Raw genomic sequence first — 25,164 nt, 5'->3', positions numbered from 1 at the left:
CGACAGAGGCGGTTCGACTTCAGTCGTCCGGCTATTAACCGCCCTCCGAGCGCTTAGACCTGGCAAAGCCCCGATCCGTCGCAATGAACCGCTCCAACATCGCAACGATCAGGCGCGGCGGATCGGCTGGCCGTTGCCCCGCGTCGCGGCCGAGGATTTCGGCATAGGCGGCCAGGTCACGGTGCAGTGCCGCGGGGAGCTCCACCATGACCTTGACAGGTTTGTCGTCAGCAATTGGCCCCAGTTTCAGCTTGGCCATTTTTTTCAGCCTCCGTAAGGTTCAAGCACGATGTCGTGCGTGACGATAACGCGTACCGGGAATCCCGGTCGGATGGTGAGCGTCGGCGCTATGTTGAGCTGCCGCTGGACGATCTGCTGGCCGGCCTGGCTGATGCTGTCGGAAGCACCCTGGCGCAGAGCGCGCATGATGTCGCTCTCCTGGCCTGATGAGCCAGCCTGCGCGCCGATGCTCAGCACCGTGGAAAGTGCTGCAGCCTTGAACAACTCGCCCCAGTGATAATCGACGCCATCCTCAAGGCCAGCATAGCCTTCGGCGTCCGCGCCGGGCTCACGTTCAAGAACGATGGAGCGTCCGTCAGGAAAAATCAGCCTGGTCCAGACCAGCAACACGCGACGCTGGCCGAAGCCGACGCCATTGTCATACTGGCCGATGAGGCGCGTGCCCTGCGGAATGAGAAGGATATGGCCGGTGGGGCTGTCATAGACATTCTCCGTTACCTGCGCGGTAATCTGGCCCGGCAGGTCGGAGCGGATGCCAGTGATGAGGGCGGCTGCAATGACGGCGCCCGCCTGCAGAACGCTTTTCGACGCCGGCGCCACGACGCGATCGGCCGAGACGGTGCGTTTGTCCGGTGGCTGATCGAGGAATGCGCGCTGGCGGTCCTGCGCCGAGGGCGTCGCTGGCTGCAGCGCGAGGCCAAGGCTGGAAAGGTCGGGCTGTGGCGGAGTGCCTGTTGTAGACTGAGCGGCAGTCGCCTCAGCCGCAGGCCGCGTTTGCGTGGACGCGAACAGACGCGCGGTTCTCGCCGCTTCCAGTTCCTGCTCCCGGCGCTGCTCCTCCGGGTCCGGTCCAACGGGACCTGTCGATGGCGCGGGGCCGCCATTTTGCGCGTTGAGGATCGGGCGGCCAAGATCACCGGGAAGCGGTGGGCCAAGCTTCGGAACTCCCGCATAATCCTTCGGCAGGCCGGCAAGCCCATCGGGCGTCGAACGATTATCCGTTGAATACAGCTCCTGCCCCTGGCCTTGCTGACGGTTCTGCAGCGCGTAGATCAGCGCCCCACCGACAGTCAGGCTTGCGGCGAGCCCCAATCCGGCCAGCGCCTTGCGGGACAGACGCGTCACGCGGGGCGGCTCGGCGCGCAGCCGCATGGCCGCGGCCGGCTCGCCTGTCAGCGGCCGGGCGTCATCCTCGACCGGCGCCTCCGGCCGGGCGTCATTCGCCGGCCCCCGGCCTTCTTCCTTCCTGGGATCCAATCCGTTGCTCATGATGGCGACCCTCCGCTGTCTGTTCGCAGGTTCGTCGCTTTCGGAGTCTCAACAGGGCCACGCACCCATGAAAATCGACTGCTCCTCACCCCATCGGTGCGGGAGACGCGGACGCGCTGCTGGTTCTTGCCGGCGCCGAAGCGCAACTCGGCGGCGGCAAACAGCCGATCGACGATCATGTAGTTGCCGCGCACGCGATAGTTCACCAGCTCCGACGTGTCGCCTTCCGGCCCAACCACGAAAAGTGGCGGCATCTCACCCTGGCCGATGCCCCGCGGAAACTCGATGAACACCTGCTTGCCATCGTCGAAGGCACGCAGAGGCCGCCACGGTGCACGATCGCCTGTCACCTCGTAGCGGAAATTGACGCGCGAAAGATCGATGCCCGCCGAGACCGGCTGTGCAGCTTCGGCCTGCTGGTTCTGCCTGCGCAAGGCGATGAGTTGATCCTGCGGGTATTGCCAGGAGACCGATGCCATATAGGTCGACGGCGTCGAGCGCAGTTCCATGTGATAGGTGCGCCGATCGGTATTGATGACGAGATTGGTGAGAAGGCCGGCGCGGGTCGGCTTGACGAGAATGTGGACTTGCTTGGTCCCGCCCATACCGCTCTCGGTATCGCCGATGATCCAGCGCACGGTGTCGCCGGCGGCGACGGGACCGGAGCCGACGAGCTGCTCGCCGGGCTGGAGCGCGATGTCGGTGATCTGCCCCGGCGAGGCATAGACCTGATAGAGCGCGCCATCAACGAAGGGATAGACCTGCATCGAGTTGATGAACCCGTTGCGCACAGGCTGAACGCGGGCGGCCGCATTGGCCAGGTTCACGCGCGCGGCTGGATCGATCGGTTCCGGCGCGGGCTTCGCGTCCTTGCCGACCGGCTTCAACTGGCCGGGAAGCGGCAGCGGCTTAGACAGCTCCACCACCTTGACCGGCGGGGGCGGATCGACGGCCTGCACGGCCGGGACCGGATCGTCATAGGAAATCTCCGGCGGCTTCTGCCTGGTGGCACAGCCTGCAAGCGCCGAAGTGCAAAGCAGAAGTGCTGGAAAGGCTATCTTGCGGAAAGCTGGCAATGCGTGGATGAGGAAAGTTGGACACCCCCAGTGGGCGGCCTTGAAGAGTGTGGGCGTCATTGTCCAAGCTCCTTCGACCAGTTGATGGCGTTGATGTAGATGCCGAGCGGGTTCTTCCTCAGCGCGTCGGCGTCGCGCGGGGGCTGCACGACAATTGTGAGGATCGCGGACCAGCGCTCGGTGGAAGCGAGGGAACCGTCCTGATAGCGGCGTTCGACCCAGGCGATGCGGAAGCTCACCGGCGATGCGCGGATGACCGACGACACGTCGACGGCGACCTGCTGTTTGCCGACCTTGGCGAACGGGTCATTGGCGCGCGCATAGTCGTTGAGAGCCAGCGCCCCGCCCTGCGTCGCGAAGTCATAGGCGCGCAGCCAGTTCTGCCGCACGATGACCGGATCGGCGGGGATCGACCTCACCTGTTCGATGAAGTGCGCCAGGTAGAAGGCGATCTGCGGATCGTTCGGCTGATAGTCGGCAACGGCCGGTCCCACGGCCTGCGCCTGGCCGAGACGATCGACCTGCACCACCCAGGGCACGATCGAGCCATTGGCGGATTGCCAGACGAGTGCTGTGGAGAACCCCGCGGCGAGCGCCAGGCAACCGAAGGCCATGGTGCGCCAATTGCGCGCCTGCACGCGAGCCGAACCAATGCGCTCGTCCCAGACCTGGGCGGCGCGCTGGTAGGGCGTCTCGGGTTGTGGGGATTTGCCGTAATGCGTGGACGGTCGTTTGAACATGCTCAGTCGCTTTCAGAGAGGTTGATCGAGGAGCCGCCGCCATGGCTGTCGCCACTGCGAACGGCGTGAGCGGCGGCCTGGACGCCATGGGTCATCTGTTGCGAGCGCTTCATGCGCTTCGCCCAGGCGGGCTGACGTTCGGTGGCGGAGGACGGGGCGGGAGCGGAGCCGGCTTCGGCGGCGTTCGCGCCGATTGTGCTGGCGGCGGATGATCCGCCCGTCGCCTCGAAGGCAGCGCGAGCGCCTGACTGGTAGCTGTCTTTCATGCTGCCTGCCGCACTATTGGCCGCACGCTTCAGCGGTGAGATGGCGCCCTGGGCGCCAGCTTTCATGACACCGCCGAGCCCGGATGTGACGCCGGAAAAGCCAGACTCTCCGGCCGCGCCGAGATTGTAGGCTGTGGATGCCCTGCCCGCGATGGCGGCACCGCCACGGGCCGCCGTTGCTGGACCGCCGCTGACAGCTGCGCCGCCGGATACGACTGCGCCGGCGGCCGCGGCGCCCACTGCTGCCATGCCGCCGGCGGCGAGCCCGGTGCCGACCGCAGCACCGGCGCCGAGCTGCGGGCCGCCGGAGACGAGACCGTTGGCAATGCCCGGTCCAAAGATGCCAAGGCCGAGCAGCGACAGCGCGGCCAGCACGATCGCCATGGCATCGTCGATCGACGGCGTGTTGCCGTTGAAGCCTGCGGTGAACTCGGAAAAGAGGGTCGAGCCGATGCCGATGATGACGGCGAGCACCAGCACCTTGATGCCGGACGAGATGACGTTGCCAAGCACGCGCTCGGCCATGAAGGCGGATTTGCCGAACAGACCGAAGGGAATCAGCACGAAACCGGCAAGCGTCGTCAGCTTGAACTCGATCAGGGTGACGAAAAGCTGGATTGCCAAGATGAAGAAGGCGAGCAGTACCAGCGCCCAGGCGAAGAACATGCAGGCGATCTGGATGAAGTTCTCGAAGAAGGACCAATAGCCCATCAGGTTCGAGATCGAGTCCAGCAACGGCCGGCCGGCGTCGAGCCCTGTTTGCGCCACCTTGCCCGGGCGCATGAGATCGTTGACGGTAAAACCCGTACCCGAGGCCTTCAGGCCAAGCCCAGCGAAGCTTTCGAAGACGATGCCCGCGAGATTGTTCCAGTTGGAGATGAGATAGGCAAAAACGCCGACGAACAGCGTCTTTTTGACGAGGCGCGCGATGATGTCATCGTCCGCTCCCCAGGACCAGAAGAGCGCCGCCAACGTCACATCGATGACGATCAGGGTTGTGGCGATGAAGCCGACCTCGCCGCCGAGCAGGCCAAAGCCGCCGTCGATGTAGCGCGTGAAGACTTCGAGGAAATGGTCGATGACGCCCATGCCACCCATGTCAGCGAGCCTCCGGCCAGGACGGCTCGACCTGCATCGCGGGAGCGGTCACATCCGGCTGCTCCCGTTCTTTCCGGTCGGCTGACGCCGGCACATTCGGAAACAGCGTGGTCGGCGCTACCGGAGCAGGCGCGGTTGCCGTGTCACGTTGACCGAGAAACCGGCGCCGGCTTTCTGCCCACGCCTTCAGACAGCCGGGATCGCCGGCCTCGCCGATCCCGGAACAGCGGCGCAATTCGGCCGCGAGCGGATCTTGCGCCGCGATGGAACGGTCCCGCGCCGCACGGACGTCAGGCTCGTCGTCCTTGCTGCTCATCTCGATCGCGGTCACTGTCAGAGCGACCGCGACAAAGACGACCGCGCCGATGCGAGCGAGGATCTTGCCATCCATCGGGCCGGCCTCAGTTCTTGCCATAGAACATCTGCGCACTGCCGGGCTGGTAGCCGGAGCCCTGCGTCAGGAAGCGGCGGCGCTGCTCGCGGCCCTGGTCGGCGGCGGTGGCCTGCTCGGCCGATTGCAACGCCTGCGCCCGACCATTCGCCGCGACGACAGCGGTGAGATCGGCGAGCTGCTGCGCCTGAAGCGCGAGGAGCTGGTTGCCGGCCTGTGTTGCCTGAAGCGCTCCGGTTGCACCCTGGCTCTGGCTGACCAGCGCCGACATCTCGTTGCGATTGGTGTCGATGTTGCCGACGACGCCAGCCTGCACACGCATGGCGTCCTGAAGGCCACCAACCGTGTTGCCCCAGCGCGAGCGCGCCTCAGTGACGAGTTGCTGATCCGAAGCCGACAGCGAGACGTTGCCGTATTTCTGCTGGAAGGCCTGATCAATCTGCTGGACGTCATAGGCAACGTTCTGCGCTTGACCCAGCAATTGCTGCGTACGCTGCACCGACTGCTCGAGCTGCTGCAGCGAGGAGAACGGCAGGCTTGCGAGATTGCGCGCCTGGTTGATGAGCATCTGCGCTTGGTTCTGAAGCGAGGTGATCTGGTTGGTGATCTGCTCGAGCGAGCGCGCCGCCGTCAGGACGTTTTGCGAATAGTTCGAGGGATCGAACACGATGAAGGCATGTGCCGGCGTCGCCAGCATCGGTGAGAGCGCAGCGGGAGCGACTAGCAGGGCGGCAGCGAGCCGCATGCCAATGGAATGGCGCAGTTTCACGGGGACTTCTCCTTGTTGGTGAGGGCGGGGTTGGTGAGGGCGGGGCTGGTTAGGTCGGGAACGAGTTCAGCGGCCCAGCCGACGCCACGGTGGTTGAGCCAGGCTGCGAGGAACCCGTCGCGGCCGTGCTCGGCGACGATGCGGGCAATCGCGGCCTGGTCGGTCTTTGCGGATACAGCGCAAAGCGCGAGTGCCACATCCGACAGGCCGAGCTCGAACAGCCGGTTGCCGCGCCGGGACTGGCAGTAGTAGTCACGCTTCGGCATCGCCCGGGCGATGATCTCGATCTGCCGGTCGTTGAGGCCGAAGCGGCGGTAGATCGCCGTGACCTGCGGCTCGATGGCGCGCTCATTGGGCAGGAGAAGCCGGGTCTGGCAGCTCTCGATGATCGCCGGCGCGATCGCCGAGCCATCGATGTCGCTGAGCGACTGCGTGGCGAAGATGACGCTGGCGTTCTTCTTGCGCAGCGTCTTCAGCCATTCGCGGAGCTGGCCGGCAAAGCCCTCATCGTCCAGCGCAAGCCAGCCCTCGTCGATGATGAGAAGGGTTGGCGAGCCATCGAGACGATCCTCGATGCGATGGAAGAGATAGGACAGGACGGCGGGCGCAGCATCCGTTCCGATCAGCCCTTCGGTTTCGAATGCCTGGACCGACGCCGATCCGAGATGCTCGCGCTCGGCATCGAGCAAGCGCCCGTATGGACCGCCGACGCAATAGGGGCGCAACGCCTGCTTGAGATCATTTGATTGCAGCAGGACGACCAGACCGGTGATGGTGCGCTCCTCGACTGGCGCGGACGCCAGCGAGTTCAACGCCGTCCAGATATGCTCCTTGACCTCAGGCGTGATCGCCACATTCTCGCGCGTCAGGATCGCCACGATCCAGTCGGCGGCCCAGGCACGCTCGGGAACATCATGTATGCGGGCGAACGGTTGAAGGCTGACGCTGTCGATCGCCCCATCGCTGAGGTCACCGCCGAGATCATGCCAGTCGCCGCCCATGGCGAGTGCAGCGGCGCGGATCGAGCCGCCGAAATCGAAGGCAAAAACCTGCGAGCCTGCGTAGCGGCGGAACTGCAGCGCCATCAGTGCCAAAAGCACGGACTTGCCCGCGCCGGTCGGGCCGACGATCAGCGTATGGCCGACATCGCCGACGTGAAGCGAAAGCCGGAACGGGGTCGAGCCTTCGGTCTTGCCGAAGAGCAGAGGGGGCGCTGCAAAATGCTCGTCCCGCACCTCGCCCGCCCACACCGCGGAAAGCGGGATGATGTGGGCGAGATTAAGCGTGGAGATGGGAGGTTGGCGGACGTTGGCGTAGACATGACCAGGCAGGCTGCCGAGCCAGGCGTCGACGGCGTTGATGGTTTCGATGATCGCCGTGAAATCGCGGCCCTGGATGACCTTTTCGACCAGGCGCAGTTTTTCGTCGGCAATGCCGGGATCATCATCCCAAACAGTCACTGTCGCGGTGACATAGGCCATGCCGGCATAGTCGGCGCCGAGTTCCTGCAGCGCCATGTCGGCGTCGGCGGCCTTGTTTGCGGCGTCGGTGTCCACGAGGGCGGACGCCTCGTTGGTCATGACTTCCTTCAGGATCGCGGCGACCGATTTGCGCTTGGCGAACCATTGACGCCGGATCCTTGTCAGCAGCCTGGTCGCATCCGTCTTGTCGAGCAAGATCGCGCGTGTCGACCAGCGATACGGAAACGCCAGCCGGTTTAATTCGTCGAGCAGACCCGGCGTGGTCGCGGTCGGGAACCCCGTGACCGTGAGAATGCGCAGATGCGACGCGCCAAGCCGCGGCTCGAGCCCGCCGGTCAGCGGCTGGTCGGCCAGCATGGCATCGAGATACATCGGGGTTTCGGGAACGCGGACACGGTGGCGACTGGTCGAGACGCAGCCATGAAGATAGGTCAGCGTCTCGGCGTCATCGAGCCAGCAGCACTCCGGCATGAGGGCTTCGACGAGGCGAAGGACGCGGTCGCTGCGATCGGCGAACCCGGTCAGCACCGCATTGGGGTCGAGGCCCCTCTTCTCGCGGCCTTCGTAGAGCCAGCTTTCCGCTCGCGCGGAATCTTCGGCGGGCGCAAGATAGGTCAGCGTCAGGAAGTAGCTTGACTCGAAATGAGCGCCGGCCTCCTCGAAGCCTGCCTTACGCTCCGCATCGACAAGCGTCGATGCCGCATCCGGAAAGCGGCTGTCGGGATAGCGGGTCGATGCATGGCGTTGCGCCTCCACGAAGATCGCCCAGCCGGAGCCGAGACGGCGAAAGGCATTGTTGAGGCGGCCGGCGACGGCAACCAATTCGGCCGGAACGGCGCTGTCGAGATCAGGACCGCGAAAGCGCGCGGTGCGCTGGAAGCTGCCGTCTTTGTTAAGGACGACGCCGGCGCCGACCAATGCCACCCAGGGCAGGAAGTCGGCGAGCCGGCTGCTGCGATTGCGATATTCGGCAAGATTCATCATCCGATGGCCCCCTCAGACCGTGAGATGCGCCGGGATGCGCAGATGCCGGCGAACGACGTCGACGAAAAGCGGATCGCGCTTGGCGGCCCAGACGGCGGCAACGTGGCCGATCGCCCAGATGGCGATGCCGACGAGCCACAGACGCAATCCCAGCCCTACGGCGCCCGCGAGCGTCCCGTTCATGATCGCAATGGCGCGCGGAGCGCCACCGAGCAGGATCGGCTCGGTCAGTGCCCGGTGCACGGGGACCGCATAGCCCGGCACTGCGTAGTGCGGCATTGACCCGCCCTGTTCGACCGAACCCGCCATCAGATCAGCGCTCCGCCGCCGAACGAGAAGAACGACAGGAAGAAGCTCGACGCCGCGAAAGCGATGGACAGGCCGAACACGATCTGGATGAGCCGGCGGAAGCCACCCGACGTGTCGCCGAAGGCGAGCGTCAGGCCGGTGACGATGATGATGATCACCGCCATGATCTTGGCGACTGGGCCTTCGATCGACTGGAGTATCTGTTGCAGCGGCTGTTCCCACGGCATCGACGAGCCGGAGGCAAAAGCGGGCGCGGCCATCGCCAGGATGAGCGTGGGAACGGAAAGGGTCATGGCGAGACGATGGCGCGCGAGGCGCAGGCGTTGGATCACGGATTTTCTCCTTCAGGGCTTTGGATGGGCAAGGTCGGGCTGTCGTCGCCCTCGAGGGCGGCTGGCGCGACCCGGTAATCGCCGTCCGGGCGAAGGCCATCGACACGGGCGAGTTCGGACAGCCGGCGCGCGGAGCCGCGCCCGGAAAGGACGGCAACCAGGTCGATCGTTTCGGCGATCAGCGCGCGGGGAACCGTGACGACAGCTTCCTGGATGAGCTGTTCCATCCGTCGCAGCGCGCCAATCGCGCTGCCGGCATGGATCGTGCCGAGGCCGCCGGGGTGGCCGGTGCCCCAGGCCTTGAGCAACTCGAGCGCCTCGGCCCCACGCACTTCGCCGACCGGAATGCGGTCGGGGCGCAGGCGCAGCGATGAGCGAACAAGATCAGATAGAGATGCGACGCCGTCTTTCGTTCGCATCGCCACGAGATTGGGTGCTGCGCATTGCAGCTCGCGCGTATCCTCGATGATGACGACGCGATCGGCGGTCTTGGCAACTTCGGCCAGCAGCGCGTTGATCAGCGTGGTCTTGCCCGTGGATGTGCCGCCAGCGACCAAGATGTTCGCGCGGTTGGCAACGCCCAACAGAAGTGCGTCCGCCTGGCACGCCGACATGATCCCGGCCGCGACATAGTCTTCGAGGGTGAAGATGGCGACGGCAGGCTTGCGGATCGCGAAGGCGGGCGCTGCGACCACTGGAGGAAGAAGCCCCTCGAACCGCTCCCCGGTCTCGGGCAGCTCGGCCGAGACGCGTGGCGCGCCGGCATGGACTTCGGCACCGACATGATGAGCAACAAGGCGAACGATGCGCTCGCCGTCAGCTGCCGACAGGCGCTCGCCTGTATCGGAGAGTCCGTGCGACAACCGGTCGATCCACAAACGGCCATCGGGATTGAGCATGACTTCGACGATGCCCTGATCGTCGAGATAGCTTGCGATCGCGGGTCCGAGCGCTGTGCGCAGCATGCGTGCGCCGCGCGCGAGGCCTTCTGAACTGTGATGCGAAGTCGCCATTCTGTCCCCGTTTCGACCCGGGGAAAGATGAACGCCCCAGAACGGGGATGATTAAGAGAGCCGCATCTCGAGTGGATTCAACACCTTTGTCGAGGCGTCGTAGCGTAGCGTGCAAATACAAGCGGTCGGCGGTTCGGTCCGGCGGGCCGGATTGCAGATTTCGCGCCAGATCTGTGCCGGTGCAGCCGCGGCGCCGACTCAACGGCGTTGCCGTGTTGGCGACGCCGCCCTCCAAGTCTCTCCTGCCAGCCTCGACAGGTTGGGGAGGCCTGATCTATGATAATAGATCGTTGCAGCGCTTCGATATGTTTTTACATATCGGTATTTGCAAAATCCTCCACGAAATGATATATTTACGCATATCCCATTCGGAAAATGATATGTAGAGGCATATCAATGCTCTATTCGACGGACGAAATTCTCCAAACGCTCCGCAACGCCCGCGAGCAGAGCGGGCTGAGCCAGCGCGACCTCAGCGCTCGCATTGGCGTTCCGCAAAGCCATATTTCGAAGATTGAAAATGGTGGGACCGACCTCAGGCTTTCGAGCCTGGTTGAACTCGCACGAGCGCTCGACTACGAACTGGTCCTGGTTCCGCGCAAGGCCTTGGCCGCGGTCGAAGCCGTCGTCAGCAACGCTTACGCAACGCTCAGCAGCGAAGACCGCCAGCGCTCCGTGGTGTTCAATCGCGCCCAGGCTGCCCTTGCAAGGCTGCATCGCGACCATCCCGACGCTGGCGAATTCAAGCGTCTCGATCAGACGCTGCGCGAGCTTGCGAACTTTCGGTTGGGCAAAACCGATCTCGACACGCTGCGTGCCATCGCCGAAAAGCTGATGAAGCTGCCGGCCGGCGCTGGCGCGGCCGCTGCCATCGAGCGCGCCTCCAAGCAGCTTAGAACACTGCGCAACAGGATCGCCCACGCGCTCCCCGAAATGCCCCGCCCCGCATACCAACTCGACGATGAGAACGAGGATGCCTGACGTTTCCGTCCTCGATGTCCGCCTCTATGGCGAGAAGATCGCAACGCTCACGCTCATTCCGGGCGATCGTACTCTGTTTGCCTTCGACAAGGCCTACATCGACAATCCCGAGCGGCCCACGCTCAGCCTGTCGTTCGTGGACCAGTACGGGCAGCTCCTGACCGAATTCCGACCGTTCAATGTCAGGGTTCCTCCGTTCTTTGCGAACCTCCTGCCGGAAGGGCCGCTGCGGGCCTACCTTGCAGAGCGCGCGGGCGTGAGCGAAAAGCGCGAATTCTTCCTGCTCTGGGTTCTCGGCCGCGACCTTCCCGGTGCGCTCACCATCGTGCCGGCGGACGCAGAAGCCTGGCCAGATCTGAGGGAGGAGGGCGACGCGGGAGCACGCCGCGCGCGCCGGACCAATGCCCTGCGATTTTCACTCGCGGGCGTGCAGTTGAAGTTTTCGGCGGTGAGGAACACCGGAAAGGGCGGCGGGCTTACGATCCCCGCTGACGGCGTCGGCGGTTCGTGGATCGTCAAACTGCCCTCACAGCTCTACGACGGCGTGCCCGAGAATGAATTCTCGATGATGAGTCTTGCGGCCAAGCTCGGCATGGACGTGCCAGAGGTGCAACTCCTCGACGTCGATGCGATCGACGGCCTTCCCGAAGGAATGCGCAGTATGAAGGGCCAGGCACTGGCCATCCGGCGCTTCGACCGCAGCGGCGACGGTCCGGTGCATATCGAGGATTTCGCCCAGGTGTTCGGCGTCTGGCCGGACGACAAATACAAGCGCGCAAGCGCACGCAACATTGCGACCGTGCTTGGCGTTGAGGCCGGAGACGACAGCGCCTCCGAGTTCATCCGCCGGCTCGTCTTCAACACGCTGATCGGCAATGCCGACATGCACCTCAAGAACTGGTCGGTGATCTATCCCGATCGGCGCACGGCGGCGCTCGCCCCAGCCTATGATTTCCTATCGACAATTCCCTACATGCCGGACGAGTTCGCCGCCATCAAATATGCCCGCACCAAGCGCATGCGCGAGCTCTCGTTCGACGAGCTCCGTTACCTCGCGGCCAAGGCGCACCTGCCCGAGAAGCTGGTCGTCGATACGGCGCGCGAAACCGTCACCCGCTTCCGCGACGAATGGCCCGAGGCGAAGAAGACGCTTCCCATCGCGTGCTCCGTCGCCGACACGATAGACGCTCACCTGCAAAACCTTGCGCTGATCGCCGAGGCCTGAGCACTGGCCGTGTCGCCGGCGATCCGCCGATCTGCGGCGCCCGCAATCCGACCGTTCAATTATTGCCCGGGCACGCCGGTCTTGAGTGTATCGAAACCGGCGTCGATGTCCTCACTGATTTCTTGCCGGAGCTTCGGTCCTTTCGCCAGACGCCGGCCGAGCGCTGTGACGAAGGCATCATAGCGCTCGCCAGCCTTGGCGTGAGCAGCCTGCGCCGCGGGCTCGGGCAGAGCCGGGGTTGTCGCCAGCCAGAAGCGGACAAAAACGGCGAGCGTCTCAACGGCAATTGCCAGATCGCGCTCCTGGCGCGTCATACGGCGATCGAGCTGGTCGAGCCGCTTGGTAATCGCCGCCTCCTGCCTCTCGGCGGCATCGGGAGAGAGGAACGACTCGATGGCCGCCTCGGCGACGAGCGACCGTGAAAGATCACGGCGCGCCGCATGTTCGGCCAGCCTGCTCATCACCCTCGGATCGAGATAGACGGACAGGCGTTGTTTGCGCGGTGCCTTTGCCATCGGAGGCTCACATATCCACACCGTCACCGGGGTCGAGGGACGCCTGCCGCGCAATACCTTGCATGAGGCGCGTCAGTCGACGGTTGCGGGCAACACTGTCTTCCACGTCGTCCTGGTGATCGATCTCGAATTCGTTCTCGGTCGAAGGCTTCACGACCAGCTCGACGCGACTGAGCTCAGGTTGCCGACGACGCTCGGAATCAGTTTGGTCCTCATCCGCGGCCGACGGCGCCGACGTGGCTTCGGCAGTCCGGGGACAGGGCGGCAGAGGCAGTTTCGTCCAGTCGTCGGGTTTCCCCTCCGCCGCCGTCGTCAGCACAGGCGGCGGCAGGATACGCTCCTTGAAGCGTGTATCCTCATGATAGCGCGCCTTTTTGGCGCGGATCGGCGGCGCACCCGAGACCATGACAATCTCGTCGGTCGACGGCAGTTGCATCACTTCCCCAGGCGTGAGCAGCGGGCGAGCTGTCTCCGAGCGGGAGACCATGAGATGACCGAGCCACGGCGACAGCCGGTGGCCAGCATAGTTCCTCATGGCCCTCATTTCGGTCGCTGTTCCCAGGGCGTCGGACACGCGCTTGGCTGTGCGCTCATCATTGGTGGCAAAACTTACCCGGACATGGCAGTTGTCGAGGATTGAGTTGTTGGCGCCGTACGCCCTCTCGATCTGATTGAGGGATTGAGCGATCAGGAAGCTTTTCAGCCCGTAGCCGGCCATGAAGGCAAGCGCCGACTCGAAGAAGTCGAGGCGGCCAAGCGCCGGGAACTCGTCAAGCATCAGGAGCAGCCGGTGCCCTTTCGCCCTCCCCTGAAGATCTTCAGTCAGGCGGCGACCGATCTGATTGAGGATCAGTCGGATGAGCGGCTTGGTCCGGTTGATGTCGGACGGCGGCACGACGAGGTAGAGCGTCGTCGGATGCTTGTCGTCGACAAGATCGGTGATGCGCCAGTCGCAGCGGCGCGTGACCTCGGCCACGACAGGATCGCGATAGAGGCCAAGGAAAGACATCGCGGTGGAGAGCACGCCGGAACGCTCGTTGTCGGATTTGTTCAAGAGCTCCCGCGCGGCGCTGGCGATGACCCGGTGCGGACCGGCTTCACCCAGATGCGCCGTTTTCATCATCGCGGACAGCGTCGATTCGATCGGACGCTTTGGATCGGAGAGGAAGCCGGCGACGCCGGCGAGTGTCTTGTCCGGCTCGGCGTAGAGGACATGCAAGATTGCGCCGACCAGCAGGGCATGGCTGGTTTTCTCCCAATGGTTTCGCCTCTCGAGCGAGCCTTCGGGATCGACCAGGATGTCGGCGATATTCTGAACGTCGCGGACTTCCCATTCGCCGCGGCGCACCTCGAGCAGCGGGTTATAGGAGGAGGATTTCGGATTGGTGGGATCGAACAACAGGACACAGCCATGCCTGGCGCGGAAGCCCGCGGTGAGTTGCCAGTTTTCGCCCTTGATATCGTGGACGACCGCTGAGCTCGGCCAGGTCAGCAGCGACGGGACGACAAGGCCGACGCCCTTGCCCGAACGTGTGGGCGCAAAGCACAGCACGTGCTCCGGTCCGTCATGGCGCAGATAGGCGCCGTCAAACCGCCCAAGCACCACTCCATCAGAGCCGAGAAGGCCAGTTGCCCTGACCTCCTGCTTGTCGGCCCAGCGGGCGGAGCCGTAGGTCTCGACCTTCTTGGCCTCGCGAGCCCGCCAGACCGACATGCCGATGGCGACGGTGACGCAGGCGAAACCGCCGGAAGCCGCGATCAAGGCGCCCTCCACGAAGATCGATGGAGCGTAGGCATCGAAGCCATACCACCACCAGAAGAAGGACGGCGGAAGGTAAAACGGAAAGCCCAGGACACGGAACCATGGCCTTCCGAGTTCCGGCTGGAATGCCAGGCGCCAGGCCACCCACTCCGTCGCGCCCCAGGTCGTGAACAGTACGATCGCGACGACCGCGAGGATCTGGCCCCAGAGTATCTTGGTGGCGGACATGGAAGCGGTCCTTTCTTCAACATGAGGTTAGAGGCCGAGGCCTCGCTTGCGGCCAAAACTCCAGTCGATGCCGTCATCATTGCGAGCGACGCCAGAGACGTGGCGGCCAAGATGTTTTTCCAGGGACGGCGTCCAAGGCACCAGTTTGAACCCGAGGCCGTCATCGATCATGGCGAAGCGGCCCGACGCGAGCGTGAACCGTTGCCTGTAGGAACCGGCTACGGACTCCCCGCCGCAGGCGCGATTGAAGAGCTGGCCGGTTTCGGCCGAGAGCTTTTCACCAAGCGTCTCCAACTCACGGCGACGCAGCGTGTCGACCAGGTTGCGGGTGAAGGTTGTGCGTTGGCCATGCCGCTCGCCGAGGCCCTGTTCGACGAGGTGTTCGGCACGGCGCTGCATCGCCTGTCGCACCTCGGCGCCGAAGCCGCCTTCCGACAGCGCAATCGGCTCGCGGGCGATGTTCTGACGGTCAAGCCAGGTCGCGCCGGTGGCGGTGACCTGGCGGTCAATGTCGAAATCGGAACGGACAGCGATCGCCGCGCGCGGATGTCCCTGCGCGTCATGGAACTTGCGTAGCTCGACGATCGAACCCGGAGCGCTGTCGCCGGCGGCGTCGAGGTCGGACAGCTTGATGTGATGTGTGCGACCGTCGGTGCCATCGACCACGGCGTAGGCGCTGCCCTTCAGCTCATCGTCGAGACCGCGGTCGACCAGCCGACCGACGATCGGCGTATCGAGTCGCTCCGCAGCCAGCACATAATTCGCCGAGCCCCGCTCAATGCCCTGTTCTGTCAGGGCGCGGTGCATCCGCTTGATGATGTCGCCGCGATCACCAAGCTCGCGCAGCGTCGCCTCGGCCTTGTCGTCGATCATCCATTGGCCCGGGCCGACCTGTTCGGCGAGGCCAAGGGTTTCAAGCTTGCGCAACCGCCCGACCTTCAGCACGTGATATTCGTCGGCCGGGGCGTTCGCGGCGGTGGCAAGGCCGATGACGCCTCGCTCGCGGCCGTCGCGAACAATCTGCCGGTCAAGCTGGGTCCAGCGTTCGGCTTCGACCTGGCGCTGCAGATTGCGGCGGATATCAAGATCGCTGCGCGGACCGAGCTCCTGGCTAACGAGATCGGCGGCGCGGGCGCGCATCCCCTCCTTGATGTAATCGCGGGAGATCACGAGATCCTGCCCGTCATCAGTGTGGCCGCGCAGGATGATGTGAAGGTGCGGGTTGTCGGTGTTCCAGTGATCGACGCCGGCCCAATCGAGCTTCGTGCCGAGGTCCTTTTCCATCTGCCCCATCAGATCGCGGGCGAAGGATTTGAGGTCCGCCATGTCGACGGCATCTTCGGGCGAGACGATGAAGCGGAAGTGGTGCCGATCATCGCCACACCGCGCGGCGAAAGCACCGTTGTCCACCGCATCGATCTCCGGCCCGAACAGACTTGCCTTCTCCCCGTCACGGGTGACGCCCTCGCGGCGCAGATAGGAAAGATGGGCGGCAAGCGGAGCGGCGCGCGCGTGGTGGCGCACCAGCCGCGTCTTGATGATCACGGTTCGCGAGCGGCTGGTCAGGAGACGATTGGCGCGCACGCTCGCCGTGCGGCCACGCCCGAAGGTCGAGCGATTGCCCGGACTTATCCGGCCGGTGCGAGAGATACGAGCGCCGGCCTTCTGGGCGGCGGCAAGCGCCTGTGCGATGAAGGGCCTGGCCCGCTGGGCGCCGGACGAGCGGATGCGGCCGGGGCGGATTCGAAGATCGTCCTCGCCAGTCATCTAAAGATCCGCACATCGCGCCAAGACACCGAAATCACAGGCAAATTGGTGTTCGCGCGCGGTGCGCCGCTTGCCAGCACCTCGCGAAAATCCTGCATAACCTATTGAAACAACACAACCGACCGACGCCGCACCTCGCGGCCTTTTATCTCGCCATCTTCCGGTTGTTCTGCCCACCTTCCGCCTCCATCCACGCCACGGTGCGCTGAAGCTTGCGGTTGCGCGAAAACGCCCGTATGCGCTCATGGCTGGATCCCTTCGCCCGCTCGCGCCACGAAGAGGCCTTCGGACAGCGGCACGATGGCGGAGACATCGCGCGCGGTGGGTGCAGAGCTCGCGTCATTTGGTCGTTGCTCCGTCGGCACGAGAGCGACAGCTTGTATGCGATCCAGCTGACCTACGAAGAGCGAGCCGTGCTTCCAGGGAATGGCCTCGACAGGCGTAACGGCGAAAGGGCGCATACCCTCGCTTTCACCGATCAGGGGGGCGAGCGTCGCGACATAGGCGCGGGTCTCAGCCGGTAACGGACGCCCAGTGAGGTAGGCTTCATAGCGTGCAGGCCCCGCGTTGTAGGCGGCCAGAAACCCCGGCGAGCCGAAGCGATCGTGCAGTTCGCGCAGATACGCCGTTCCTGCCAGGATGTTGTCCCGGGGATCGAACGGATCGCGGCCAAGCGACCAGCGGGCGCGCAGATAATCCCATGTGCCGGGCATGATCTGCATCAAGCCGCGGGCGCCTGCGCTGGACACGGCGCGCTCATCGCCCGCACTCTCGTTGCGCATGATGGCGCGTATCCACGCGGTCGGAACGCCGAAGCGCTGCGAGGCTTCGCTGATGTGCGCGCCGAACGGATCGCGCTGCGACGATCGCGCGATGGCCAAGTCCTGCGCCACTGTCGCCGCCGGCATGACGGTCGCGACGGACAGGCCGCAAAGGAGGAGCAGAGCCATGCGCCGGGCAGCGCGAAGCGGCCCGGGCGCACCGCGATGGCTCGTCGAGCGACGGCGAGCGCGCATCGTTCAATCCTTCTCGCCGCGGTCGCGCGGTCGCGCCCAGTGCAGCGACCAGGACGTCTTGTCGTCGCCATTGCGAAAGAGGTTCGCGCGTATCGGCTGCGCGAAGGTCGGGTCGTCGAGCTGGATCGAGACATAGTCTCCGGCCTTTTCGCTAGAGCGTTTCCAGCCGGCACCAATCTCGGGGCCGTCCTCGCTTCCGGCGTGAACGCGGTAGTCAGGCGCATTGTCCGTTTCGCTCGCCTCTGCCGCCACAATGGCGATATCCAGGTTGAGGCTGAGCGTGAGGATGTGCCCGCTATAGCCAGTCTTCTGGCGCGTGAATTCCCCGATCTGTTGCATGTCAGGCTCCTGTTTTGGAGTGGTGCGGTGATGATGGCTGGCGGCACGACGCGCGCCGCCGGTCGCGCGCTCACCGCGTTGACGCGCGCCATACGAAGCGGCCGTTTTTCCCCTCGTCGGTCCACAACGGGACCGCGCGACCGATGATCTGGGCTGTGGAGATGAGGCCGAAGTAACGGCCGTCTAGGCTGTCGCGGACCTGCCAGTTCATCAGGAAGACTTCGCCGGTCGGGATGAGGCGGCAGCCCTGCCAGGCAGGCAGGTCACGGCCGGCCCGATCATGCTCGAGCGCCACGCCCGCCTCGATACCATCGACAGTGATGGTGAGGTTCGAGCGACAGACCCGTTGCCCGGATACGCCAAGGATGCGCTTCAGCAGTGGCACGCCCGTCGGCAGATAGCCGCGAGCAGCGAGGAACGTTGCGAGTGGTTCGGGCGCGTCGACCGCCACAAGATCGGTGACCTCGAACGGTCGGTCGAAGTCGATCGTGTAGAAGCCGATCGGCGCGCTGGCTGACGCATTCCAGATGAGCTTCGTGGGCATCGAAGTGAGGCCGGGATAGCCGACGCCCAAGGTTGCGAGAACGCTAGCGAGGATGATCCCGGCGCGCGTCACGGCTCGGTCCTCTTGCGCAGCAGGAAGGCGCGATGTTGGTCGAGCGTGTAGCTGCGGGGCGCGTGGCCGGCGGTTATCCGGTTGTGGATGTGCCGCCAATGATCGGGCGACACCATCTCAGGCTCGATGTCGAGGCGCTGGATGGCGTCGATCGCCTGCAGCACGCGCTCGACCTTGGGCCAGCTCTCTACCTTCAGCAGGATGTCCCCGCCGGGGCGCACGAAGGGCAGTGTCTGATAGGCTTCGCCACGTCTGACCGCACGCACGATATCTATGCGTGAGATGATCGTTCCGAAGTCGTTCGCGGCCCAGCGAACGAACGCGAAGACCGTGCCGGGGCGATAGGACAGAATGCGCCGGCGACGATCGACGATTTGTTCCTGGGCGTGCGTGCCGAACCGTATCCAGTTCTCGATCCTCTTCTCGACCCAGGTCAGTTCGACATGGACGAGTTCGTCGCGAGCGTGGCACGTGGCGGCGATCATCGGGTGGCTCCCGAGCGCGGATCAAGAGGCGGATTCGGGGCTTCGGAGACGCTGGTTGCCGTGCTGCTGCCGTCAGAAACCGATGGCGCATTCGAGGTCTTGTCGGGGTCTACGCTGAGTGCGTCGCTGGTTCGTCGGATGAGCCTTTGCACATCACGCGCGCGCTCTTCAAAGTTAGAATCTGGGTTAGATTCTAAGTTAAGGGCGCGATTTCGGCTTTTCTTTCTGGAGATTAGGCCCCGTTTGGGTTCCTGATAGCACGAGCCTGCGGTTCCCGATGGCACGACAGTTCCGGTTCTTGATAGCACGAGGCCGTCCACAAGCCTTCCACAGGAGCCTATCCGCTCGAAGGCGAGCAGCGCCCGGCCGCCAATCTCCACTTCCAGCGCGAGGGTATAGCCGGGCAGCGGCTGGCGGCGGATGATGTCGCGCAGCTCGAAGGCAAAGCGCTTGTGGGGCGACAGGCTGCCGGATTTCTGGTGAAGGTGACGGAAGTCGAAACGCCAGCCGTCGCGCTGGCGTCCGCCATGCTTGCGCACCAGCCGATAGAGCCAGCGCTCGAGACCGCCAGTCAGGTCGAAATAGGCGCGATCGATCGTCAGCACGAGCGCGTCATCGAGGACTGCCTGGTAGAACCAGTCGGGGACGATCAACTCGATCCCCGAGGGTTTGCCATGGCGATCGATGCGCTCCTGCCACTCGTTGATCCATGAGAAGCGGTGACGCCGTCCTTCGGCGGGCTGACGGATCGTCGTCGAGACGGTGGTCGACTGCAGCCGGTCAAGCGCCGCCTTCAGGCGTTGATAGTCGCGAAGGCTCTTGCCGCGGCCGACGAAGGTGAGAATCTCATAAGGCGTGGCGGCCATCAGGCGCGAGGTGCGAAGGCCGGTGTCGCGCGCCTCGACGATCTGGCTCGCGGCCCAGATCAGGATGTCCGCGTCCCAGATGGTCGCCATCCCATGATCGGGTACGGCTTCGACCCGGATCGTGACGTTACCCGCGGCAAAATCGATCGGGGTGGTGCGATGTGTCTTGGAAAGGGAGAAGAACGGATAGGCCATGAGATCCTGCGCGTCTCGCGGGGCGAAGTCGCCAGGCAGCGCCCGGAACAGGTCGAGCTGCCCGCGCTCAGAAAGGGATTGGTTTCGCGCCACCATTTGGAAATCCGCGCGCGGTCAGCGTGCGTACCGTCCGCCATGCGCCGGCGGCGTCGGTGTGTGACGCTTGGCCGGCAGGACCGACCCACGCGGATCGGATGTAGAGGTGACGGCGCCGCGTTCGGCCCAAGCCTGTAGATCGTCGACGGCATAGACGACACGGCCGCCGAGCTTTCGGTAGCCAGGACCGGTGCCATAGGTGCGGTGCTTTTCGAGCGTTCGGGCGGAGAGGCTGAGAAAATCCGCGGCTTCCTTGGTGCGCAGGAAGCGCGGCGGCAAGACGGCGATATCGGGTCGCATGGATCGGGCCTCCGTGGGGTTTTGGGCTCCCGCTGGCGTTCAGCGGTGGACGGCGACCACGGTGGCGGAGAATAGACTTCGCAAGGGATGGGGAAGTTGAGGGGGGCTAAAATTCCACCCCCTTTTGCGCGGCCAGACCCGCTAGGATCGACGGCGATGACGCAGGATTTGCAAATAGCCGCCGCCGATCATGGCGGTGGCGCCGTCGACCAGGCCGATCACCGCGTCGCGCAACGCCGAGGTCTTCCACGGATCGGCGGCGATGCGCTTGTGTCCGTAGAACGCAACCGCAATGCCGCGGTAGCTCGCGCCGTTCGCACGGCCGTCAGCAGCCTGCATCATCAGACGAAACCGGCGGCGCTGCTGTGGGGTCATACGCGTGTCCGAAGCCGTTGGGCGCCCCTGCAAGGAACGCCAGAAACGGGTGAGTGCTTCGATCCGTCCCAACGTTTCTGCATCCAGGGGGATCAACGCCGCCAGATGGCCGCTCGGGTCACTGCCGGGCAGAAGCAGAAGTTGGGTCGCGATACCTGCACTGTGGACAATGTGACGTCCTTCCGGGCTGTCGTGGACTACGCCCAGGCCGGTCAAAGGCGCCGATCGCAAAGACGACAGGAATTCCGGCGCCGGCACGAGAGAGACCACAGCTGGATCGACGTCAGGCGACCAGAAAACGTCTTGCGCCAAGGCAGACAAATCCGGCCTGGCCGGGAAATCGTAACCCCCACAGCCGCTGTGTCTCAGGGTGGAAGGGCGCTTTTTCGGCTCTTGCGGTCAGGAGCGCTTGGTAGTGTCGTTGATAGGGTTCGTGACGCCGCAGACACTCCCAGGCGAGCCCTTCGATGGGTAATGTATCGAAATAATCATAGCTGGCATTGTCTCGCCAATGCGACGTATCCGGCCTCATCCAAGAGCTCCTCGCAAGAAACGCGTAGTCCCCGCCTCAAAACAATTTCGGGTTGTAGCGATTGGCGGAAGACCCTCGCCGGGCATCGGGTGATGCCATTTCGGCATCACCCGGGAACGACAGGAGCGTTGGTGCTAGCTGCCGGGCTGACGCAACAGATGGCGGTAGCCAGCACGCGCCATCCAGCGCGCTCGCGCCAGATGGCTGTCATGGATGCGCCGGGCGCGTTGTGGCTCCTTCGTCAGATCAATGCCGAAGAGAATTTCGACCACCTCGCGCCAGTCCGCGCCGTCGTCGGCGGCGTCAAGCAGGCGCACATAGAGCTTGACGTGTTCCCGATCGTATTCGGTGAGTTCGTCACTGGTCGGCGCGGTTTCGTCAAACGGCTCGATCATCGCTTGCCCTCGTCGTGACAGAGTGAAGCCTGCATTTTATAGAAACAATTTTGCCGGCGGAGCATGGTTGATAAGCATCAGGCGATGCGGTTTCGGCATCGCTCTCGGCTTGAGTGGGATGAACCGGACGTCCGCGGAAGAAGGCCCCGGCCTTCCGGCCGGGGCCTGCACGGGTCCTCAGTCGCCCCGCCGCGCGTTCGGGCGGGACCAGATGAGCGAGAAACCCTCACCTTCCTCATCGTCGAAGAGGTTGGCGTAGATCGGGGCGTTGAAGCTCGGATCGTCGAGCTTGAGACCCAGGTAGTCGCGGCCCTCGTTGGAGGTCTTCGACCAGGCGGCGCCGATCTCGGCGCGGCCGACCAGCACCCGGTGGCTGGGAGCGTTCTCGCCTGTGGCGCGGGTGTCTGGGACGATGCGCACGTTCTTGGCCTGGACGCTGAGGGTGACGATTTCCCCGGTGAACTCGTTCGAGGCGGACTTCTTGAAGGTGCCGATGGTAGCCATTGTAAGTCTCCGTTTTCTGTTCCCGAGCCCGCACCATGCGGCCTCGATGGCGATCACTTGGCCGGAGGCGACCGACGACGCATCGCTTGCGACCGGAGCAAACGCGCAGGACGGCGCAGGAACGACTTTCTTGTCTCGCGAGGAATGGCGGCGCTCGGGGTCCCCATGCCGCTTGTGGCATGGGGTGGGAGCCGGCAGGGGAAGAAAGTCGAGACGCGCCGTTGCGGCTTAGGCGGTCGAGGCTTCAGCCGTCCTTCGGCCAGATCAGCCCATTGAAGAGGCCGTTTGGAGCGCTCTTGGGACAGATTGGCAACGGAGACGTTGGCGTCCAACGCGCCTCCAGCAGATCGCTACGAGTTCACTGGCGTCGTCCACGCATTCCAGGCGCCGGGGAACCCCCACGCACCTCCAGCGCCGCGGCCACCGGCCCGCGCTGCCGTCCTGCCACCGACTGGTCGTCCTGCCATGCGGCATCGACGGAAGAAAGTCCAAGTCCACAAACGGGGCCGCGCCCCCACGTGGCCGTTGCTCGATCCTTGGCATGTAGCCCGATTGCTCCAACCGATGATGAGGAGGCTAGGCCTTCGTCGGTCAGGTCCACCCGCCTCGCTCGCGGGTTTAAGCTCGAACCATGTCCCTACCGGATTGGTCGGCGGCGGCCATGCCCGCGACCCGCAGATATGCCGTGACGCCGACGGCGATCGCGCCAATGACGGAAAAGACGACCTGCCAGATTTCCGAAGGCATCATGTGCTTCGCGATGCCATGGGTGGCATGATAGCCGGCAACGATCGCGGGAGCGACGAAGACCAGCGCGATCGTCAGCTTCGCCCACATGGGGCTGATAACGCCGAGGAGGATTTGGCCGACGCCGAGCGTCAGCCCGGCTGCGAGGATGCCGACAAGGATCGCGCCAAGCCAGCCGGCACCGGTGTTGAATGCCCACGTACCTGCGCTGACGCCGACGAACAACGGGAAGGCGAAGACAGCAAGCGTGAAGAGCAACCAGCACAAGATGCCGATGGCCGCGATGCAAAGGAGAATGCCGAGGATGATCATGGTGGTGTCTCCGAGAGAATAGCTCTGGCGATTGCGCCTTCCACCACCACCTGGCGCAGCGCACAGCATAGCAAAGGAAAAGCGCGGGCGAAACCCGCCGGTTCTTGCATCGCCAGGCGCGGCCCGCCCCGTCATGGGGCGAACGGGTCGATTTCGCCGATGATAGCGGTGTCGTCGCCGTCGTACTCGTTCGCGGGCACGACCGAGAGAGTGCCGTCGCCGGCACGAAAGATGACGATGACGACCGTGAGGGTGGCGGCGAGGCTGAAGGCGAAGGCATGTGCGTTGGCGAAGGACATCGATCCGGCTCCTGTTTGAAGCGGAGGACCATCCCCCGCGGACAGGCGCCCGATGTGTTCGGCCGATGGCCGCAATCACCGCGAAGGCGAAGCCGGAGTGGCGGCACGCTTCGCGTAGTCCGACCCGTTGCGGGTTGATGGCGTTAGGTCGTCGGCTGAACCAAGGATCAGCGCAATGGATCGCCGGGGGTGGTCGTCTTCAGTCAGGAGCGGCGGGCGTCATTGGCGCGACGCTTGCTCCAGGAGCGTCTGAGCGAGCTGCCGCGCGATGTGGCGGGCGTCGAGCGAGAAACCGGACGGCCATGATCGCGACGGGCCCCGCTGGAAGCCGCCACGCTGAAAATGAAGCTGGGCGACGACGCTGTGCAGTCGCGGTGGCAGGCCTAATCCAGCTCTCTCTCGGCATAACGAGCCGCCTTGTCGAGATCGTGCCCGATATGGCGGCGGTTCCAGCGATCGTCGGTCGCGACCCTGAGAAGATGCGACTTCAAGAGCAATTCAATGGCGATGGCGATGGCGTGAAGGGCGGCATTGTGCCTGCCTATATCCGCCGCCCGGTCAGCGCCATCGAGGTGGGCGGCGGCATTGCGTACGAAGGTATCGGCGAGCGCGATGTCCGGCGTGAAACTTTCGGGAAAGGATACGAGCGACATGGCTTGAAGAATGCCTTGCCTCCCCGGCTATTTATGGGAGGGCGGAGATTCCGGCGGCGCTTACGCGCCGCCGTTGCCGAGCCGATAGACCGGGATGCCGAGCTTGCGGGCCTTGTCTGCGAGGTTCTCCTGAATGCCGGTGCCCGGAAAGATGATGGCGCCGATCGGCATGACCGCCAGCATCTGGTCGTTGCGCTTGAAGGGAGCGGCCTTGGCATGTTTGCTCCAGTCGGGCTTGAAAGCGACTTGCGGCACTTTGCGATGGTCGGCCCAGCGGGCGGCGATCTTTTCGGCGCCTTTCGGTGATCCGCCGTGCATCAGCACCATGTCGGGGTGCTTGGCACGGATTTGGTCGAGCTTTGCCCAGATCAGCTCATGATCGGCAGTATCGCCGCCGGAGAAGGCGATCTTGGGGCCGGGGGGTAAAAGGACCTCGGTTTCCGCGCGCCGCCTGGCCGCTAGGAAGTCGCGGCTATCGATCATTGCGGAAGTGAGATGGTGGTGGTTGACCATCGACCCCGTGCGCGGTCGCCAGGCCGAGCCAGTATGCTGCTCGTAGTGGTCGGCGGCCTGGTCACGCATAAGCTCGAAGGCGTCACGCCGTTCGATCATGGTCTGGCCCTGGGCGGTGAGGTGCTCGAGTTCGACCGCCTTGATCTCTGTGCCGTCCTGTTCGCGCTGCAGACGGCGCTGGGCCTGCTCGTTGTCGTCCAGTTGCCGCTCGATCCGTTGTACAGCGCGGTGGAAGACATTGGTGACGGACCAGAGCAGGTCATCGAGGTCGGGTTCGAGGCGCGTGTCGGCCAAGGTGGCGATGAGGGCGTCAAAGATGTCGGCCACGGCTCTGGCTACGTCTTCGCCACCGGGGAGCGGTCGCGGATCGGGCTCGTCCGCATAGGGGCGCCAGCCATAGAGCTGGAGTTCGGTGAGGAGGTGATCGGTCGGAGAAGCGGCGTGGTGCGGTTCCGTGTCGTCGTGCTCGCTCATG

30 protein-coding genes are annotated in these 25,164 nt (G+C 64.5%); 2 read left to right on the top strand and 28 right to left on the bottom strand.

From position 1 onward, the window contains the following. Positions 1–34 precede the first annotated feature (34 nt). Genes DPM33_RS20775 through trbB form a run of 11 tightly spaced genes read right to left on the bottom strand, consistent with a single transcriptional unit; the run spans position 35 to position 9,968 of the window. Positions 35–259, bottom strand: coding sequence for a DUF2274 domain-containing protein (locus DPM33_RS20775; protein WP_112099311.1), 225 nt, complete (start codon positions 257–259; stop codon positions 35–37). A gap of 5 nt (positions 260–264) precedes the next feature. After that, positions 265–1,509: a TraB/TrbI/VirB10 family type IV secretion system protein gene (locus DPM33_RS20770; protein ID WP_112099310.1), complete on the bottom strand. Its 1,245-nt coding sequence runs from the start codon at positions 1,507–1,509 to the stop codon at positions 265–267. Beyond that, positions 1,506–2,645, bottom strand: coding sequence for a P-type conjugative transfer protein TrbG (gene trbG / locus DPM33_RS20765; protein WP_245442289.1), 1,140 nt, complete (start codon positions 2,643–2,645; stop codon positions 1,506–1,508). The genes DPM33_RS20770 and trbG overlap by 4 nt, the downstream gene beginning before the upstream one ends. After that, positions 2,642–3,325: a conjugal transfer protein TrbF gene (gene trbF / locus DPM33_RS20760; RefSeq protein WP_112099309.1), complete on the bottom strand. Its 684-nt coding sequence runs from the start codon at positions 3,323–3,325 to the stop codon at positions 2,642–2,644. Before trbF ends, trbG begins: the two co-directional genes overlap by 4 nt. 2 nt (positions 3,326–3,327) lie before the next feature. Beyond that, positions 3,328–4,689, bottom strand: coding sequence for a P-type conjugative transfer protein TrbL (gene trbL, locus DPM33_RS20755; RefSeq protein WP_112099308.1), 1,362 nt, complete (start codon positions 4,687–4,689; stop codon positions 3,328–3,330). 1 nt (position 4,690) lies between these two features. Beyond that, entirely contained in the window at positions 4,691–5,080 is a 390-nt protein-coding gene (trbK-alt, locus tag DPM33_RS20750) for a putative entry exclusion protein TrbK-alt (RefSeq protein WP_112099307.1), read from the bottom strand. A 10-nt stretch (positions 5,081–5,090) separates the two neighbouring features. Next, complete coding sequence (trbJ, locus tag DPM33_RS20745; RefSeq protein ID WP_112099438.1) at positions 5,091–5,825, bottom strand: P-type conjugative transfer protein TrbJ; 735 nt, start codon at positions 5,823–5,825, stop codon at positions 5,091–5,093. A gap of 20 nt (positions 5,826–5,845) precedes the next feature. Then, on the bottom strand, positions 5,846–8,314 hold the full coding sequence (gene trbE / locus DPM33_RS20740) for a conjugal transfer protein TrbE (RefSeq protein WP_112099306.1): 2,469 nt from the start codon (positions 8,312–8,314) through the stop codon (positions 5,846–5,848). A gap of 12 nt (positions 8,315–8,326) precedes the next feature. Beyond that, positions 8,327–8,623 carry a VirB3 family type IV secretion system protein gene (locus DPM33_RS20735; RefSeq protein WP_112099305.1) on the bottom strand — a complete coding sequence of 99 codons (297 nt, stop codon included), beginning with the start codon at positions 8,621–8,623 and terminating at the stop codon, positions 8,327–8,329. Then, complete coding sequence (locus tag DPM33_RS20730; RefSeq protein WP_112099304.1) at positions 8,623–8,955, bottom strand: TrbC/VirB2 family type IV secretion system protein; 333 nt, start codon at positions 8,953–8,955, stop codon at positions 8,623–8,625. Before DPM33_RS20730 ends, DPM33_RS20735 begins: the two co-directional genes overlap by 1 nt. Beyond that, the gene (trbB, locus tag DPM33_RS20725) at positions 8,952–9,968 is read right to left on the bottom strand and encodes a P-type conjugative transfer ATPase TrbB (protein WP_112099303.1); all 1,017 of its coding nucleotides are present in this window, start codon (positions 9,966–9,968) and stop codon (positions 8,952–8,954) included. The genes DPM33_RS20730 and trbB overlap by 4 nt, the downstream gene beginning before the upstream one ends. Positions 9,969–10,364: 396 nt before the next feature. Between trbB and DPM33_RS20720 the strand changes: the two genes are divergently transcribed. Further along, positions 10,365–10,949: a helix-turn-helix domain-containing protein gene (locus DPM33_RS20720; protein WP_167449162.1), complete on the top strand. Its 585-nt coding sequence runs from the start codon at positions 10,365–10,367 to the stop codon at positions 10,947–10,949. Beyond that, on the top strand, positions 10,942–12,174 hold the full coding sequence (locus DPM33_RS20715) for a type II toxin-antitoxin system HipA family toxin (protein ID WP_112099301.1): 1,233 nt from the start codon (positions 10,942–10,944) through the stop codon (positions 12,172–12,174). The genes DPM33_RS20720 and DPM33_RS20715 overlap by 8 nt, the downstream gene beginning before the upstream one ends. 59 nt (positions 12,175–12,233) lie before the next feature. Here DPM33_RS20715 and DPM33_RS20710 read toward each other — a convergent pair whose 3' ends face one another. The 17 genes from DPM33_RS20710 to DPM33_RS20635 form a co-directional block, all read right to left on the bottom strand. Then, positions 12,234–12,689, bottom strand: a complete 456-nt coding sequence (locus DPM33_RS20710) for a ribbon-helix-helix protein, CopG family (RefSeq protein ID WP_112099300.1) — start codon at positions 12,687–12,689, stop codon at positions 12,234–12,236. A gap of 7 nt (positions 12,690–12,696) precedes the next feature. Beyond that, positions 12,697–14,679, bottom strand: a complete 1,983-nt coding sequence (locus DPM33_RS20705; protein ID WP_112099299.1) for a conjugal transfer protein TraG — start codon at positions 14,677–14,679, stop codon at positions 12,697–12,699. A 27-nt stretch (positions 14,680–14,706) separates the two neighbouring features. Then, entirely contained in the window at positions 14,707–16,446 is a 1,740-nt protein-coding gene (locus DPM33_RS20700; protein ID WP_112099298.1) for a relaxase/mobilization nuclease domain-containing protein, read from the bottom strand. Between the two features lie 242 nt (positions 16,447–16,688). Beyond that, on the bottom strand, positions 16,689–17,462 hold the full coding sequence (locus DPM33_RS20695; protein ID WP_112099297.1) for a lytic transglycosylase domain-containing protein: 774 nt from the start codon (positions 17,460–17,462) through the stop codon (positions 16,689–16,691). Positions 17,463–17,465: 3 nt separating this feature from the next. Then, positions 17,466–17,801, bottom strand: coding sequence for a DUF736 domain-containing protein (locus DPM33_RS20690; RefSeq protein ID WP_112099296.1), 336 nt, complete (start codon positions 17,799–17,801; stop codon positions 17,466–17,468). A gap of 70 nt (positions 17,802–17,871) precedes the next feature. After that, entirely contained in the window at positions 17,872–18,417 is a 546-nt protein-coding gene (locus DPM33_RS20685) for a S26 family signal peptidase (RefSeq protein WP_112099295.1), read from the bottom strand. Further along, entirely contained in the window at positions 18,414–18,902 is a 489-nt protein-coding gene (locus DPM33_RS20680; protein WP_112099294.1) for a DUF2840 domain-containing protein, read from the bottom strand. The genes DPM33_RS20685 and DPM33_RS20680 overlap by 4 nt, the downstream gene beginning before the upstream one ends. Further along, positions 18,899–20,059 carry a replication initiator protein A gene (locus DPM33_RS20675; RefSeq protein WP_112099293.1) on the bottom strand — a complete coding sequence of 387 codons (1,161 nt, stop codon included), beginning with the start codon at positions 20,057–20,059 and terminating at the stop codon, positions 18,899–18,901. The genes DPM33_RS20680 and DPM33_RS20675 overlap by 4 nt, the downstream gene beginning before the upstream one ends. 18 nt (positions 20,060–20,077) lie before the next feature. After that, a complete protein-coding gene (locus tag DPM33_RS20670; protein ID WP_109672573.1) occupies positions 20,078–20,359 on the bottom strand; it encodes a helix-turn-helix transcriptional regulator in 282 nt (93 codons plus the stop codon). Positions 20,360–20,500: 141 nt separating this feature from the next. Then, positions 20,501–21,046 carry a DUF2285 domain-containing protein gene (locus DPM33_RS20665; RefSeq protein ID WP_245442288.1) on the bottom strand — a complete coding sequence of 182 codons (546 nt, stop codon included), beginning with the start codon at positions 21,044–21,046 and terminating at the stop codon, positions 20,501–20,503. Continuing rightward, positions 21,018–21,266: a transcriptional regulator domain-containing protein gene (locus DPM33_RS37045; RefSeq protein ID WP_112099291.1), complete on the bottom strand. Its 249-nt coding sequence runs from the start codon at positions 21,264–21,266 to the stop codon at positions 21,018–21,020. Before DPM33_RS37045 ends, DPM33_RS20665 begins: the two co-directional genes overlap by 29 nt. Positions 21,267–21,400: 134 nt before the next feature. Then, positions 21,401–21,661: a DNA -binding domain-containing protein gene (locus tag DPM33_RS20655; protein WP_112099290.1), complete on the bottom strand. Its 261-nt coding sequence runs from the start codon at positions 21,659–21,661 to the stop codon at positions 21,401–21,403. A 177-nt stretch (positions 21,662–21,838) separates the two neighbouring features. Continuing rightward, entirely contained in the window at positions 21,839–22,165 is a 327-nt protein-coding gene (locus DPM33_RS20650) for a DUF736 domain-containing protein (RefSeq protein ID WP_023731557.1), read from the bottom strand. 618 nt (positions 22,166–22,783) lie between these two features. Then, on the bottom strand, positions 22,784–23,224 hold the full coding sequence (locus DPM33_RS20645; protein ID WP_112099289.1) for a hypothetical protein: 441 nt from the start codon (positions 23,222–23,224) through the stop codon (positions 22,784–22,786). 131 nt (positions 23,225–23,355) lie between these two features. Beyond that, the gene (locus DPM33_RS36340; protein ID WP_167449161.1) at positions 23,356–23,523 is read right to left on the bottom strand and encodes a hypothetical protein; all 168 of its coding nucleotides are present in this window, start codon (positions 23,521–23,523) and stop codon (positions 23,356–23,358) included. A 383-nt stretch (positions 23,524–23,906) separates the two neighbouring features. After that, entirely contained in the window at positions 23,907–24,176 is a 270-nt protein-coding gene (locus DPM33_RS20640) for a hypothetical protein (RefSeq protein WP_112099288.1), read from the bottom strand. A gap of 60 nt (positions 24,177–24,236) precedes the next feature. Next, positions 24,237–25,163, bottom strand: a complete 927-nt coding sequence (locus DPM33_RS20635) for a DUF2493 domain-containing protein (protein ID WP_112099287.1) — start codon at positions 25,161–25,163, stop codon at positions 24,237–24,239. Position 25,164 lies beyond the last annotated feature (1 nt).

Source organism: Mesorhizobium hawassense, from assembly GCF_003289945.1.
Lineage (GTDB): Bacteria > Pseudomonadota > Alphaproteobacteria > Rhizobiales > Rhizobiaceae > Mesorhizobium > Mesorhizobium hawassense.
This window is presented reverse-complemented; position numbering and strand designations above follow the sequence as displayed.

What these genes read in the sequence shown, in the direction of transcription:
- DPM33_RS20675 (WP_112099293.1), bottom strand. Translation starts at nt 20,059, where the DNA reads ATGGTGGCGCGAAACCAATCCCTTTCTGAGCGCGGGCAGCTCGACCTG.
- DPM33_RS20735 (WP_112099305.1), bottom strand. Translation starts at nt 8,623, where the DNA reads ATGGCGGGTTCGGTCGAACAGGGCGGGTCAATGCCGCACTACGCAGTG.
- DPM33_RS20640 (WP_112099288.1), bottom strand. Translation starts at nt 24,176, where the DNA reads ATGTCGCTCGTATCCTTTCCCGAAAGTTTCACGCCGGACATCGCGCTC.
- DPM33_RS20700 (WP_112099298.1), bottom strand. Translation starts at nt 16,446, where the DNA reads ATGACTGGCGAGGACGATCTTCGAATCCGCCCCGGCCGCATCCGCTCG.
- DPM33_RS20655 (WP_112099290.1), bottom strand. Translation starts at nt 21,661, where the DNA reads ATGATCGAGCCGTTTGACGAAACCGCGCCGACCAGTGACGAACTCACC.
- DPM33_RS20720 (WP_167449162.1), top strand. Translation starts at nt 10,365, where the DNA reads ATGCTCTATTCGACGGACGAAATTCTCCAAACGCTCCGCAACGCCCGC.
- trbB (WP_112099303.1), bottom strand. Translation starts at nt 9,968, where the DNA reads ATGGCGACTTCGCATCACAGTTCAGAAGGCCTCGCGCGCGGCGCACGC.
- trbK-alt (WP_112099307.1), bottom strand. Translation starts at nt 5,080, where the DNA reads ATGGATGGCAAGATCCTCGCTCGCATCGGCGCGGTCGTCTTTGTCGCG.
- DPM33_RS20680 (WP_112099294.1), bottom strand. Translation starts at nt 18,902, where the DNA reads ATGATCGCCGCCACGTGCCACGCTCGCGACGAACTCGTCCATGTCGAA.
- DPM33_RS20695 (WP_112099297.1), bottom strand. Translation starts at nt 17,462, where the DNA reads ATGCGCGCTCGCCGTCGCTCGACGAGCCATCGCGGTGCGCCCGGGCCG.
- DPM33_RS20710 (WP_112099300.1), bottom strand. Translation starts at nt 12,689, where the DNA reads ATGGCAAAGGCACCGCGCAAACAACGCCTGTCCGTCTATCTCGATCCG.
- DPM33_RS20775 (WP_112099311.1), bottom strand. Translation starts at nt 259, where the DNA reads ATGGCCAAGCTGAAACTGGGGCCAATTGCTGACGACAAACCTGTCAAG.
- trbE (WP_112099306.1), bottom strand. Translation starts at nt 8,314, where the DNA reads ATGATGAATCTTGCCGAATATCGCAATCGCAGCAGCCGGCTCGCCGAC.
- DPM33_RS20690 (WP_112099296.1), bottom strand. Translation starts at nt 17,801, where the DNA reads ATGCAACAGATCGGGGAATTCACGCGCCAGAAGACTGGCTATAGCGGG.
- trbL (WP_112099308.1), bottom strand. Translation starts at nt 4,689, where the DNA reads ATGGGTGGCATGGGCGTCATCGACCATTTCCTCGAAGTCTTCACGCGC.
- DPM33_RS37045 (WP_112099291.1), bottom strand. Translation starts at nt 21,266, where the DNA reads ATGAGGCCGGATACGTCGCATTGGCGAGACAATGCCAGCTATGATTAT.
- trbF (WP_112099309.1), bottom strand. Translation starts at nt 3,325, where the DNA reads ATGTTCAAACGACCGTCCACGCATTACGGCAAATCCCCACAACCCGAG.
- DPM33_RS20705 (WP_112099299.1), bottom strand. Translation starts at nt 14,679, where the DNA reads ATGTCCGCCACCAAGATACTCTGGGGCCAGATCCTCGCGGTCGTCGCG.
- trbJ (WP_112099438.1), bottom strand. Translation starts at nt 5,825, where the DNA reads ATGCGGCTCGCTGCCGCCCTGCTAGTCGCTCCCGCTGCGCTCTCACCG.
- DPM33_RS20635 (WP_112099287.1), bottom strand. Translation starts at nt 25,163, where the DNA reads ATGAGCGAGCACGACGACACGGAACCGCACCACGCCGCTTCTCCGACC.
- DPM33_RS20670 (WP_109672573.1), bottom strand. Translation starts at nt 20,359, where the DNA reads ATGCGACCCGATATCGCCGTCTTGCCGCCGCGCTTCCTGCGCACCAAG.
- DPM33_RS20650 (WP_023731557.1), bottom strand. Translation starts at nt 22,165, where the DNA reads ATGGCTACCATCGGCACCTTCAAGAAGTCCGCCTCGAACGAGTTCACC.
- DPM33_RS20770 (WP_112099310.1), bottom strand. Translation starts at nt 1,509, where the DNA reads ATGAGCAACGGATTGGATCCCAGGAAGGAAGAAGGCCGGGGGCCGGCG.
- trbG (WP_245442289.1), bottom strand. Translation starts at nt 2,645, where the DNA reads ATGACGCCCACACTCTTCAAGGCCGCCCACTGGGGGTGTCCAACTTTC.
- DPM33_RS20715 (WP_112099301.1), top strand. Translation starts at nt 10,942, where the DNA reads ATGCCTGACGTTTCCGTCCTCGATGTCCGCCTCTATGGCGAGAAGATC.
- DPM33_RS20645 (WP_112099289.1), bottom strand. Translation starts at nt 23,224, where the DNA reads ATGATCATCCTCGGCATTCTCCTTTGCATCGCGGCCATCGGCATCTTG.
- DPM33_RS36340 (WP_167449161.1), bottom strand. Translation starts at nt 23,523, where the DNA reads ATGTCCTTCGCCAACGCACATGCCTTCGCCTTCAGCCTCGCCGCCACC.